Raw genomic sequence first — 12254 nt, 5'->3', positions numbered from 1 at the left:
CCACCGGCGGCCGGCTCAGGCGACGGGCCGCTCCCGGTCGGCGTCGCGGCCGAGGGCGACCATCCGCAGCGTCTCCTCGCGGCGGCGGACCAGCAGCACGCCGGCGAGGAACGTCACGACCGGCGCCAGCACCAGCATCGCCCACTGCGCCGGTACGAGCGGAATGGCGTGCCCCATCTGCACGATGGAGACCGCCCAGCCGGCCAGCGCGGTGTCGATCACCAGGGCCAGCGCGGCGACCGGCGCGAGCATGACGGCGACCCGCCGCCGAATCTCCGGAGCGAGGCCCGCCAGGCTGACCAGGACCACCAGCGCGGAGACGGCGAGCCCGGCGACATAGAGCCAGATCAGCAACTCGCTGCTGGCCTCCAGGTCGTACAGGACGTAAAAGGTGTAGCTGTCACCGGAGCTGTGTTCCGCGAACGACGGCGCGGCCAGCCGGGCGGTCTCCAGGACCGAGACCACCGCCAGCGCCGCCAGCACGACTGCCACCAGCCGGCGCACCCCCAGCACCGCCATCGCCCGACGCCGCGGCGCCGGAACGGTGAGGGCGGCGGCCGCCACAAGGGCGAGGGCGAACGGGGCAGGGTGTCCACCACGTACCCCGGGTTGGCGGCGGTCTGCGGCCCTACCAGCACCGCCCAGGCGGCGACTGCCGCCCAGGCGAGCCCGGCGGCGGCCCGCCGCAGCCCGACCAGTGCGGCGACGGCGACCCCGGCCCAGCCGGCCACCCGTGCCCAGTCGACCAGGTCGGGTCCGGTCGATCGGAGCGGAGTCGGCAGGGACGGGTCGGGCACCAGCTGGTCGACCAGCGGCTTGGCGGCGAGGGCGAACAGGGCCAGCACCACGAGCAGGCCCGTCACCGCGGCGGCGTCGGCCCAGGCCGGCTCGGTGAACCCCCGTGCGCTCACCCGCAGCCGGGCCCGCAGGCCGGCGCCGATCAGGTTGGCCGTGTCCGCGACCCTCGGCCGGCGCTGCCCGGGCCTGGCGTCGGCGAGGAGGACGGCGAGCATCTCCTCCTCGTACGCCCGGCGGTGTTCCCAGGGGTAGACGGTGAGCAACCGGCGGTAGCGGCGCTCCAGCTCCTCGTCACTCACGCCGCTCCCCCCTCGGGCAGCAGGCCGGCGCGGCGCAGGCGGGCGCCGGCGGCGTCGGCGTTGCGGCGCAGCCGGGCGGCCTCGGCGGCGAGCCGGGTCGCGCCCAGCGCGGTCAGCCGGTAGTAGCGGCGCAGCCGGGACTGCACCACCACCTCCCGCTCGACCTCGATCAGGCCGTCGGCGCGGAGCCGGTCCAGCACGGCGTAGAGGGTGCCGGCGCGCAGCCGGACGCGGCCGTCGGAGATGCGCAGGACGTCCTCGATGACGGCGTACCCGTGCCGGGGTGTCTCGGCCAGCGCGGTGAGGACCAGGAACGTCGGTTCCCGGAGCGGACTGTCTGTCATGCACGGCAGCATATACAGACAGCTGGTATATACGCTGTCCCGTCAACCGGTGGTTGTGCCCCGGCGCCCGTCGCCGTCGGCCGCGGCGGCGGCGACGTTCTCGGTGACCGGGCCGAGCACCGGCCCGGCCGGCGTCGCCTGCTCCGCAGGGTGCTGCCCGCCGGACACCTGCGGTTCCCGGCTCCCGCCGCGGCCGGCGGACGGCGCCGCCTCCCGCGAACCGCGGGCCACCTCGTCGAAGAAGCGCAGCAGCTCGACCGGGAACGGCATGACCAGGGTGCTGTTCTTCTCCGCCGCCACGTCCACCACCGTCTGCAGCAGCCGCAGCTGGTACGCCCCCGGCGTGTCCGCCATCGCCCGGGACGCGTCCGCGAGCCGGCGGGACGCCTGGAACTCACCGTCGGCGGCGATCACCCGCGCGCGCCGTTCCCGCTCCGCCTCGGCCTGCCGGGACATCGACCGCTTCATCCCCTCGGGCAGCGACACGTCCTTGACCTCGACCCGCTCGATGAGCAGCCCCCACGGCTTCTCGGTCGGCGCGTCGATGACCGCCTTCAGCTCGGCATTGATCCGGTCCCGGTCCCGGAGCAGGGTGTCGAGGTCGGCCTTGCCGATCACCGACCGCAGCGCGGTCTGCGCGACCTGGAGCACCGCCGACGGGTAGTCCCGCACGTTGACCAGCACCTTCACCGGGTCGACCACCCGGTAGTAGACGACCGCGTCGACGGTCAGCGTGACGTTGTCCCGGGTGATGACGCCCTGCGCGGGCACGCCGATCACCGTGGTCTGCATGCTGACCCGGACCATCCGGTCGGCCACCGGGATGATCAGATGGAAACCGGGCTGCCGGATGCGCTCGAGCACCCGGCCGAAGCGGAACACGACGCCGCACTGGTACTGCTGCACCAGCCGCACGCTCAGCGACAGCACGAGCACCACGATCGCGACGATGATGACCAGCGCGACGACGGCGGCTCCCATGGTCCCCCTCGATCCCGGAGGCGCCCGCCTCCCGGCGCCGCGCCTACCCGTTCCCCCGCCGCTCACACCTGCTGCGGGCCGGGCGGCGGACGGGCGTCACCCGTCGCCGAGACCCGCGTCAGAACCTACGGGCGGGTGGGACGTCAGGCCGCTGGCTGCCCGGAAGGAACCAGGCCGGGTTGCTCACCCCCAACAGGGTCCCGTCCTTCCCCCTGACCTGGGTGCGGACGTAGGCGCCGACGCCCGGAAAGACGGTCAGGTCGTACCGGTCCTGGCGGAGCTGCCGGGCGGCGATCCGGGTGGTCCGGGTGGCCGGGGTCAGGTCGCCGACGCCGGCCCGGTCCGCCGTCCCGACGACCGCCTCCAGCGTGGCGCCGGCCGGCAGGTCGGTGGCCAGCAGTCGTACCGTGACCTGCGGCGCGTCGGTGACGGCGACCGCGCCCATCGCCCGACGGCCGTCGACCTCGATGTCCAGGGCGCCTCGGTAGCGGGCCAGGTCGGTGAACCAGGCCTGCCCGGCGCGCAGCGCCCGCACCAGCTCGTCCCGGTCGGTGGAGGACGCCCAGACGTAGGTGATGTGCCGTTCGGTCCCGGCGCGCCAGTCGGTGCCGTCGTGGTCGTCGGTGACGCCGACGGCGGTGAAGAAGACGGCGTTGCGGGCGGCCACGTCGAGCGCCCAGAGGTGGTCGTCGAGCGGGGCGCGGCCGATCTCGACCAGGTCGGCGCCGAGGTTGCGCCGTTGCACCATCAGTCGGGCCAGAGACTCGCGTCCCTCCACGTCGAGCGGGTGGTTCCAGCTCACGACGCCGCCGTGGGCGTGCAGAAAGTCGATCATCCGCTCGGTGCGGGCCACGTCGTTGTCCCGGTACGGCGGGGACGGGAAGGCCGGCAGGGTCTGGTCACCGCCGAACCAGTTGAGGTGTCGGACCATCGACACCTCGTACGCCCGGTGGTGGGTGACGCCGGGGAACGCGTCGTCGTAGGCGCGGAGCACCTCCGCGCGGAGGTCCTCGCCGGCCTGGCCGGCGCGGCGGGCCCGGTCGAAGGCCAGCCGGTCGACGACGAAGCTGCCCCGCGCGGAACCGTCCACCCGCACTCCGAGGCGCAGGCCGCGCAGGGAGTTGTCGCCGGCGACCAACTCCGGCCAGAGCCGCCGGACGTCCTCGACCAGCACGAGCGTGTGCCGCCGCCACTGGCCGGGCGGGGCCGGCAGGTCGACGGTGCCGAGCAGGCCGTCGGTCGCGTGGCCGGCGGGCCGGCCGGCGCCGATCCGGTAGCGCAGGACGAGCTGGCCGGCGGGGCGGCCGGCGCCGGCGGGGTGGTGTGACAGGGCGATCTCGACCAGCAGCGCCGCGTCGGGCCCCGCGGTCTCCGGCAGCACGTCGAGGTGCAGAGTCGTGTCGGAGATGTTGCCGGTGTGCGTCCAGTTCCAGGCCTGGCCGGCGTACCAGAGGATGCCGTCGCCGGTGGCGGCCAGCCGCAGCGCCCTGGGTGGGTCGTCGGCGCCGTGCGGGCTGTCGACGAAGTCGGCGCCCGACGCGGTGAGCCGGCCCTCGGTGGACGCCCGCCAGGTCCAGGCGAGCCCGCCCTCCAGTTCCTCCGCGCCGTCGAAGTGCACCACCCGGCGGTGGTCGTGCGCCGCGACCCGGAAGTCGTGGTCGGTCCACCAGATCACGTCGACGTCGTTGCGGCGAGCCTGGTCGAGGTGTGCGGCGTAGCTGGCGATGCCCTCGCTGAACGAGGCGTGGATGTGCATCGCCATGCTGACCGGACGGCGACCGCCGACCGGCGCGGGCGGCGGAGGCGGCGGGTCGGCGGAGGCGGCGAGGGCCACCGGTACGCCGACCCCGGCGACGGCGAGACCGCCGGCGGCGACGAGCAGGCTGCGCCGCTTGACCCGTGGTGCTCCCTCGCCCATCCCACTCCCAGCCGTGCCGTAGGTGGCGTCAGCCTACGTGCCCGTCCGGACCTGACCGGCCGCGTACGCGGGCGCCCTGCCGGCCGGTCACCTGGCCACGTCCGGTCCGACCGGGTGGGCGGGCCGGTACCGGGGGACGTGCCGGCGGGTCGAACGCCCCGCCGTCGGTCACCGGGTGGGCGGCTCCGCGCCGTACACCCGCAGGATGCTGATCCGTACCGCGGCGGCCGCCTCGGCGCTGGACATCCGGCCGGCCGCCACCTCCGCCCAGGCGGAGTGTCCGAGCGCGACGGTAGCGGCGATGAGCCAGCCGGGTGAGGCGTCCTGATCGAACTCGCCGGCCTGCTGGCCACGCCGGATCCACGACGCCCTGGTCCACGGCGACCGGCTGGCCCTCCCGCCCGAGGAGGAGCGGTGACCCGGCCGCTGGGAGAGTCCGGGCCTGGTGGCGGCGAACACCAGGCGCTGCTCCGCCTGGTCGACCTGCTCGCCTTGCGACCGTGCGCCGTCAGGCGGCGTAGCGGGCGGCCAGCTCGACGACGCGGCGGGCCGCGGCCACCATCGCCCGGTCGGCGAACCGGCCGTCGGGCAGTACCACCGTGCCGGAGTCACGGGTCTGCGCCTCGGCGACCGCGTCGAGGAGTTCCCGGGCCTGGGCCACCTCGCGGTCGGCCGGCCGGAACGCCTCGGTGATCACCGGGAGCTGGCGCGGGTGGATGGCCGCCCGGCCGAGGAAGCCGAGCCGTCGGCCGACCGCGCAGGAGGCGGCCAGCCCGTCGAGGTCGGCGACGTGGGCGTACACCGACATCGCCGGTGGCGGCAGGCCGGCCGCGCGGGCCGCGACGACGACCCGGCCGCGCGCCCAGAGCAGGCCGTCGTCGGCGGTGACCCCGAGGTCGGAGCGCAGGTCCGCCTCCCCCAGGCCGAGGGAGGCCACCGCCGGGTGGGCGGCGGCGATGTCGTACGCGGCCTCCAGCCCGACGGCGGACTCGATCAGCGGGTGCAGCGGGGCGCCGGTGCGGGCGGCGAGCGCGACGACGGTCGCCGGGGACTCCACCTTGGGCAGGCGCAGCCCGGCCAGCCCGGGCGCGGCCGACACGGCGGCCAGGTCGTCCTCGACGTCCGGGCCGGTCAGCTCGTTGACCCGGACCTGGACCGGCGCCGGCTGCGGCGCGGCCAGGAATTCGGCGACGGCGGCCCGGGCGTACGCCTTGCGGCCGGCGGCGACGGCGTCCTCAAGGTCGAGGATGACCGCGTCGGCGCCCGAGGCGACCGCCTTGGCGAACCGGTCGGGCCGGTCACCGGGCACGTACAGCCAGGTGAGCAGCATCAGATGACCCCCCGCTCGCGCAGCGCGGTCAGCTCGTCGTCGGTCATGCCGAGCGCCCGGAAGACCTCGTCGGTGTCCTGGCCGTGCCGGCGGCCGGCGTGCCGGATCTCCCCCGGGCTGGCCGACATGCGGAACGGCACGTTCTGCATCCGCACCTCGCCGAGTTCCTCGTCGGGCACGGTGACCACGGTGCCCAGGGCCGCGTACTGCGGGTCGGCGACGATGTCGCGGACGTCGTAGACGGGGGCGACGGCCGCCTGGGCCGCCTCGAACGCGGCCACCACCTCGTCCCGGTCGCGCTGCGCCACCCAGGCGCCGACCGCGGCGTCGAGCTCGTCGGCGTGCGCGGCCCGGCCGCTGCCGGTGGCGAACCACGGCTCGTCGATCAGCTCGGGGCGGCCCACCAGCCGTAGCACCCGTTCGGCGATGCTCTGCGCGCTGGTCGAGACCGCCACCCACCGCCCGTCGGCGCACCGGTAGGTGTTGCGGGGCGCGTTGTTGTTGGATCGGTTGCCCAGCCGGGGCTGGACGTAGCCGAGCTGGTCGTACCAGGTGATCTGCGGGCCGAGCATGGCCATGATGGGCTCGATGATGGCCAGGTCGACGACCTGGCCCTGGCCGGTGAGGTCCCGGCCGCGCAGGGCCAGCATGACCGCGTACGCGGCGGCGAGCGCGGTGACCGAGTCGGCCAGCCCGAACGGGGGCAGGGTGGGCGGCCCGTCCGGTTCGCCGGTGGCGGCGGCGAAGCCGCTCATCGCCTCGGCCAGGGTGCCGAAGCCGGGTCGCGGTGCGTACGGGCCGACCTGGCCGAAGCCGCTGATCCGGGCGATCACCAGACGGGGGTTGACCGCGTGCAGCTCGGCCGGCCCGAGGCCCCAGCGTTCCAGGGTGCCGGGGCGGAAGTTCTCCACCAGCACGTCGGCGTCGGCCAGCAGCCGGCGCAGCAGCTCCGCACCGTCCGGGTCGGAGAGGTTGCAGGTCACGGTCCGCTTGTTGCGGCCGAGCACCTTCCACCACAGGCCGACGCCGTCCTTCGCGGGACCGTGCCCGCGCGATGGGTCGGGCTTGGCCGGGTGCTCGACCTTGATCACGTCGGCGCCGAAGTCGCCGAGGAACGCGGCGGCGAGCGGGCCGGCGAAGAGGGTCGCCAGGTCGACGACCTTGATCCCGTGCAGTGGTGCGGTCACCGGCCCTCCCCCGGCAGGTCCGCCGCACAGCGGAAGCCGATCGAGGCGGAACGGGTCAGCCCGGCGCCGGTCAGCAGCAGCTTCACCGACACCTCGGGCGGCTGTGGGCCGCCGTCGAGGTACCAGTCCGAACCCTCCGCCCGGTACGCGCAGCCACCCTTCAGGATGACGAACCGGGTCCGGCCGTCGGAGTGTTCGCTCTCGGTCAGGTTCCACACCAGGGGATCCCGCCGGGTCAGCAGTCCCGCCTCGGCGGCCACCTGCCACTCGTCCTCGGTGGGCAGCCGCAGCCCGGCCCAGTCGGCGTACGCGCGGGCGTCGGCGAGGTCGACGCCGGTGACCGGGGCGTCCGCGGGCCCCTGGCCGGCGGTGAACCGTTCCGGTCGGACCGGCCGGTAGCCGGTGGCGGCGAGGAACCCGGCGTACTGGCCGTGGGTGACCTCGTGGGTGTCGATGGCGAAGCGGCCCAGCCGGACCGGGCGGCGCAGGGTGCCGGTGTGGTGCAGCCGCGGCGGCAGCGGCTTCCACTCGTCGACGTAGGGCGCCTCGCCGTACAGGCCGGTCTCGCGAACCCGGTGGCGGACGGTCAGCTCGTGCCGGCCGCCGTCCACGACGACCATGCCGTCGGGCAGGGCGGCGAGCGGCGCCCACGGGACCCGGGCACGTACGGCGGCGCGGGCCGGGAAGGACGGGTCACCGACCGGCGGCTCGTGCCGCTCGCCGGGGCCGTCCGTGGCGACCACGGCGGCGATGGCGCCGGCCGGCAGCGGTCCACCGACGGCGACCCGGCCGTCGGCGGTCCCGGTGACGGTCAGCTCGGCGCCGGTGACCAGGTCGACGAAGCGCCCGGGACGGGGATCGGTGAGCAGCCAGGGTCCGTCGTGGTCGTCGCCCCGGTTGACCACCGTCCAGAGTGGCTGGTCATCGTGCGTCCAGCGGGAGGCGTACACCGGGCCGGAGCCGGCATGATCGGCGAGCGGGACCCAGTCCTCGGCCCGCAGCCAGGCGGCGTGGCTGGCCTGCACCCGCCGCATGGCCCGCAGCACCGCCTTGTCCCGGTCGTTCCAGCCGACCCAGACGCCGAAGACGCTCTCCCAGACCAGCACCCCGCAGCCGTTGAGCCAGGCGGAGTGCAGCTCGTCGAGGTGGCTGCGGTGCCAGCGGCGGGTGTGGTGCAGGATGTGCCGCCGCTCGAACCACTTGGCCCGCAGCACGCCGGGCACCTCGGAGTCGGCGAACCACTGCGCCCAGGACATGGCGTGATCCTCGATGCGCGCCAGCGGCACCCGGCTCTCCCCTTCGAGGACGAGGCCGGGGCGGACGGCGTCGAGGGCCTTGCGCAGCTCGCCGGCGCCCTCCTTGAGGGTGTCCAGGAAGACACCGTCGACGCCCAGGGTGGCGGCGAGCGCGCCCACCTCCTCGGCGTCGGCGCCGGGCTCGCGCCTCGTGCCGGTGTCCCAGGGGTTGTAGTCGACGAACACCCGCACCCCGGCGGCCTGGAAGCGGCGCACCACCTCGGGCAGCTCGGGGACGTCCCGGTACCAGTCGAACTGGTTGCGCTCGTCCAGCCCGATCACCGGGTACGCGTGCCAGAGGACGACCCCGTCGAAGCCGCCGAAGTCGCGGCGCGCGGCCTGCAGGAACTCCTCCACCGTGAACACGCCCCGGTCGTGGTCGTAGAGGGTCTCGTCCCACAACCAGGCCAGGCAGACGGTGAAGCAGTCGCCGGTGATCTCGTCGTAGTGGCTGCCGGTGTAGGCGAGGCGGGCGCGGGCGTCGGCCCGCCACCGGGCGAGCTGCTCGCGCCAGGCGGGCCAGTCGGCCGGGTCGTCCGGGGCGGCGAAGATCTTCGCCTCGTCCAGGCTCGTCAGGTCGACGCGCGCGCCGAGCGGCACGTCGGTCGGCCGGTCGATCGGCCGCGGCACGTACGGGTTGAAGCTCATGCCGACATTCCGTAGGTCGTTCTGTACAGGGCGTCGATCTCGGCCCGGTCGGGCAGGGCGGTGGAGGCACCAGGCCGCTGGGCGCAGGCCGCACCGGCGGCACACGCCCAACGCAGCGCCGCGGTCACCTCGTCAGCGGAGTCCGGCTCGCGCCGTTCCGCCCAGGCCACGGCCAGCGCGCCGGTGAACGCGTCCCCGGCCCCGGTGGTGTCCACCGCGTCGATCCGGGGCGCCGGGACCTCCAGCCGCACGCCCTGTCGGTCGGCGTACGCCGCCCCGCGCGCCCCGAGCGTCATTACGACCCGGGGCACCAGGGACAGCAGCGCGTCGAGCAGCGGGGCCGGGTCACCGCCGGGCACGCCGGCAACCACCGCCGCCTCGTGCTCGTTGACCACCAGCACGTCGACCAGGTCGAGCAGCTCCGCGGGAAGCGGGCGGGCGGGCGCGGCGTTCAGCACCACCGTGGTACCGGCCGCCCGGGCCCAGCCCCCCGCGCGGAAGACGGCGGGCAGCGGCACCTCCAGCTGTGCCAGGAGTACGTCCGCCGCGGCGATTGTCCCCTGGTCGGCGTCGTCCAGCTCGGACAGTTCCCCGTTGGCGCCCGGCGCCACCACGATGAAGTTCTCCGCTGTCCCGTCCACCGCGATGAGCGCCACCCCGGACGGGCCCGGCACCTCCCGCAGCCCGCGGACGTCCACCCCGGCGCCGGCGAGCCTGTCCCGCAGCACCCGGCCGAAGTCGTCCTGCCCCACCGCGCCGATGAAGGCACAGGCCGCGCCTGCCCGCGCCGCCGCGACGGCCTGGTTGGCGCCTTTGCCACCGGGCACCGTGGCGAAACCCTCACCGAGCACCGTCTCGCCCGGCCGAGGCAGCTGCGGCGTGGTCACCACGAGGTCGAGGTTGGCGCTGCCCACGACCGCGATCCGGGCGGCGTCACCCGTGGGCCCCGCCATCAGAGCCCGTCCACCAGCGCACCGGTCCGGCGGGCCAGCTCGTCGAATCCGACGCCGTCGAACGACGCGATGCTCGAGGCGAGCCGGTTCTTGAGCGGGGAGATCCACTGCTCGGGTAGCCGGTCGGCCCCGCACAACGCACCAGTGATGGCGCCCACGCTGGCCCCGTCGGAGTCTGTGTCCCAGCCACCGACGACGGCGGCGCAGATCGAGGTGACGAAGTCACCCCGCCCGTAGGCCAGGGCGTACGTCACCAACGCCGCGTTGTTGATCACGTGGACCCAGTGCTGCCCCTCGTGCGTGGCGTGCAGCCGGTCAAGCCCGGCCTCCAGGTCGAGACCGCTGTGCGCCAGTTCCCGGGCCGCGGTGACGGCGGCGGCGAGCCGGCTGCGGGGCGGCACAACCGAAAGGCCTGCGTCGAGCACCTTTTCGACATCGTCGGTGACACATGCAGCCGCAGCCATGGCCGCCACGTACATCGCCCCGTACAGGCCGTTGCGGGTATGGCTGACCCGCGCGTCACGCCACGCCATCTCCGCCGCCGTGGCGACGTCACCCGGGTTCGCCCAGCCGTACAGGTCGGTGCGGATCTGGGCGCCGATCCACTCCCGGAACGGGTTCCCGCGGGTCGCGGTCTCCGGCGGGTCATAGCCGTCCAGCAGGTTCCGATAGGCGACGCGCTCGGCCGTGAAGACCCGTCCCCCCGGCAGCTCGAGCAGCCAGGTCTGCGCCACGTCATCAGTGCTGAAATCCCGCCCGTACGTCTCGAGGATGTGCAGCGCCAACAGGGTGTAGTTCAGGTCATCGTCCTCCGGCATCCCGTCGATGTTCTCCACCAACGAGGTCGGACGGCTGGCCCGGTTCCACGGCCAGGCGGCGTTGACCCTGTCGGACAGGCCGACCGCGGTGAAGTAGTAGTTCAGCGGGTAGCGACCGGTGTCCTCCAGGATGGCGCGGATGCCCTCGCGGGGAATCTTCTCCACCGGCTTGCCAAGCAGACACCCGCTGGCACGGCCGAGCCAACCGCCGTGCAGCCGCTCGAGCAGCGTGTCGCGGTCGGTGGGTTTCGGCAGCACCGGTCCGGTCGGCCAGGTCGCCCGGATGTCCGCGAAATCGTTTGGCTCGTCCGCGCTGCCGACGCCAGCGCACCGGCTCAACTCGTCGAGCAGTTCCCGGGCCAGCGCCCGCATCTCGGGTGTGGCCGGGGGCTGCGAGGCGCCACCGTAGGGAGGCTGCGGCGGCCCGCCAGCAGCCTGCCACCGCGCCGCGATGTCGGTGACGTCGTGCCCCTCGGCGGTGGCTTGCCGCAACTCATGAGGCAGCACGTCCTCGGGTTGAACCCAGGTGACCCTCATGCGCCGACCACCCCGAACTCCGCGAACGCCGCCTCGTACGCCTCGTGCCGCGCGCTGTCCTTGGCCCGGACCTCCGTCGCGATCGCCGCCATGCTCCGGCCGTTCGCTGCCAGGTCGAGCCGGCTGTTCTGCTCGACGGCGTTCCGCCACGCCTCCGGAATCGCCTCGATCCCGTGCAGCGCACCGCAGATGGCCCCGGCCATCGTCGCGATGGAGTCGGAGTCACGGCCGTAGTTCACCGCTCCGAGTACCGCGTCGGTGTAGTTGCCGCGAGCGACGATCACCATGCCGAGCGCGATGGGAAGCTCCTCGATGGCGTGCAGCCGACTCGGGCGGCGCCCACCCAGACCCGGTTCCCGGTAATTGGGCCCGACGGTGTCGAAGGGCACGATGGCCTCCCGCAGCACGCCGATGGCGCTCTGCCAGTCGTCGACCGTGGTCGCCGCCTTGACCACCGCTTCGATGGCGGCCCGGGTACCGTCCCGCGCCACCGACAGCGAGGCCTGGATGACGTCGTCCACGCTGGCCTCGGGCCGCATCGCCTCGGCAACCGCAGCGGCGAAGACTCCGGCAGCTTCCCGGCCGTAGCTGAGCTGGTGCGCACCGGCAATCTCGATCGCCTCGGCGTACGCGCCTCGCGGGTTGGCCGAGTTGGCGATGCCGACCGGGGCCATGTACATCGCCGCACCGCAGTTGACGACGTTGCCGTTACCGGCTTCCCGAGGGTCGACGTGAGCGTAGTGCAGGCGCGTGACCAGCCACTTCTCGGCGAGGAAGATCCGGTTGAGCGCGACGGTCTCCTTCTCCAGCTCCGGGATCCACACCTTCTCGTTCATCAACAGCGGGACCAGCAGGTCAGCCATGTCGTATGCGTCGAGGTGGTCGCGTTTCGCCTCATACACCTTGACGATGGTGTTGGTCATCAACGTGTCGTCGGTGATGTGTCCATCGCCCTTGTGGTACGGCGACATGGGCCGTGCGGTCTGCCAGTCAGGCAGGAATGGTCCGACGATGCCGGTGACGTACCCGCCGTAGCGCTGCTTGATCTGCTCGGGGCTACGCCCCTCGGTGGCACCACCGAGAGCATCACCGACGGCCGCGCCAGCCAGGCATCCGATGGCCCGCTGCTCCAACGTCTTCACTTTC

The 12254-nt window shown here is 74.1% G+C and carries 11 protein-coding genes and 1 pseudogene; all 12 read right to left on the bottom strand.

The window, feature by feature from the left end:
* Positions 1 to 15 precede the first annotated feature (15 nt).
* Positions 16 to 354: a hypothetical protein gene (locus I8N68_RS14565; protein WP_200210491.1), complete on the bottom strand. Its 339-nt coding sequence runs from the start codon at positions 352 to 354 to the stop codon at positions 16 to 18.
* A complete protein-coding gene (locus tag I8N68_RS14560) occupies positions 348 to 1097 on the bottom strand; it encodes a hypothetical protein (RefSeq protein ID WP_200210490.1) in 750 nt (249 codons plus the stop codon). The genes I8N68_RS14565 and I8N68_RS14560 overlap by 7 nt, the downstream gene beginning before the upstream one ends.
* Complete coding sequence (locus tag I8N68_RS14555; RefSeq protein WP_200210489.1) at positions 1094 to 1441, bottom strand: PadR family transcriptional regulator; 348 nt, start codon at positions 1439 to 1441, stop codon at positions 1094 to 1096. The genes I8N68_RS14560 and I8N68_RS14555 overlap by 4 nt, the downstream gene beginning before the upstream one ends.
* A 141-nt stretch (positions 1442 to 1582) precedes the next feature.
* Positions 1583 to 2422: pseudogene (locus I8N68_RS14550) on the bottom strand (SPFH domain-containing protein); the annotation flags it as partial.
* 118 nt (positions 2423 to 2540) lie between these two features.
* A complete protein-coding gene (locus I8N68_RS14545) occupies positions 2541 to 4340 on the bottom strand; it encodes a CehA/McbA family metallohydrolase domain-containing protein (RefSeq protein ID WP_200210487.1) in 1800 nt (599 codons plus the stop codon).
* 168 nt (positions 4341 to 4508) lie between these two features.
* Positions 4509 to 4799: a hypothetical protein gene (locus I8N68_RS14540; protein WP_200210486.1), complete on the bottom strand. Its 291-nt coding sequence runs from the start codon at positions 4797 to 4799 to the stop codon at positions 4509 to 4511.
* A gap of 49 nt (positions 4800 to 4848) precedes the next feature.
* Positions 4849 to 5670: an HpcH/HpaI aldolase/citrate lyase family protein gene (locus I8N68_RS14535; RefSeq protein WP_200210485.1), complete on the bottom strand. Its 822-nt coding sequence runs from the start codon at positions 5668 to 5670 to the stop codon at positions 4849 to 4851.
* Positions 5670 to 6857, bottom strand: coding sequence for a CaiB/BaiF CoA transferase family protein (locus tag I8N68_RS14530; protein WP_200210484.1), 1188 nt, complete (start codon positions 6855 to 6857; stop codon positions 5670 to 5672). Before I8N68_RS14530 ends, I8N68_RS14535 begins: the two co-directional genes overlap by 1 nt.
* Complete coding sequence (locus I8N68_RS14525; RefSeq protein WP_200210483.1) at positions 6854 to 8800, bottom strand: SUMF1/EgtB/PvdO family nonheme iron enzyme; 1947 nt, start codon at positions 8798 to 8800, stop codon at positions 6854 to 6856. Before I8N68_RS14525 ends, I8N68_RS14530 begins: the two co-directional genes overlap by 4 nt.
* Positions 8797 to 9753, bottom strand: a complete 957-nt coding sequence (locus tag I8N68_RS14520; protein ID WP_200210482.1) for a ribokinase — start codon at positions 9751 to 9753, stop codon at positions 8797 to 8799. The genes I8N68_RS14525 and I8N68_RS14520 overlap by 4 nt, the downstream gene beginning before the upstream one ends.
* The gene (locus I8N68_RS14515; protein WP_200210481.1) at positions 9753 to 11108 is read right to left on the bottom strand and encodes an ADP-ribosylglycohydrolase family protein; all 1356 of its coding nucleotides are present in this window, start codon (positions 11106 to 11108) and stop codon (positions 9753 to 9755) included. The genes I8N68_RS14520 and I8N68_RS14515 overlap by 1 nt, the downstream gene beginning before the upstream one ends.
* Entirely contained in the window at positions 11105 to 12250 is a 1146-nt protein-coding gene (locus tag I8N68_RS14510) for an ADP-ribosylglycohydrolase family protein (RefSeq protein WP_200210480.1), read from the bottom strand. The genes I8N68_RS14515 and I8N68_RS14510 overlap by 4 nt, the downstream gene beginning before the upstream one ends.
* Positions 12251 to 12254: the final 4 nt, after the last annotated feature.

The organism is Micromonospora coerulea, from assembly GCF_016598485.1.
Classification (GTDB): domain Bacteria; phylum Actinomycetota; class Actinomycetes; order Mycobacteriales; family Micromonosporaceae; genus Micromonospora; species Micromonospora coerulea.
The sequence above is the reverse complement of the archived record's forward strand: the minus strand, read 5'-3'. Positions and strand labels throughout refer to the sequence as shown.

Bases quoted from the DNA above. Each gene is read 5' to 3' on its own strand.
- I8N68_RS14555 (WP_200210489.1), bottom strand. From the start codon at position 1,441: ATGACAGACAGTCCGCTCCGGGAACCGACGTTCCTGGTCCTCACCGCG.
- I8N68_RS14545 (WP_200210487.1), bottom strand. From the start codon at position 4,340: ATGGGCGAGGGAGCACCACGGGTCAAGCGGCGCAGCCTGCTCGTCGCC.
- I8N68_RS14535 (WP_200210485.1), bottom strand. From the start codon at position 5,670: ATGCTGCTCACCTGGCTGTACGTGCCCGGTGACCGGCCCGACCGGTTC.
- I8N68_RS14525 (WP_200210483.1), bottom strand. From the start codon at position 8,800: ATGAGCTTCAACCCGTACGTGCCGCGGCCGATCGACCGGCCGACCGAC.
- I8N68_RS14520 (WP_200210482.1), bottom strand. From the start codon at position 9,753: ATGGCGGGGCCCACGGGTGACGCCGCCCGGATCGCGGTCGTGGGCAGC.
- I8N68_RS14515 (WP_200210481.1), bottom strand. From the start codon at position 11,108: ATGAGGGTCACCTGGGTTCAACCCGAGGACGTGCTGCCTCATGAGTTG.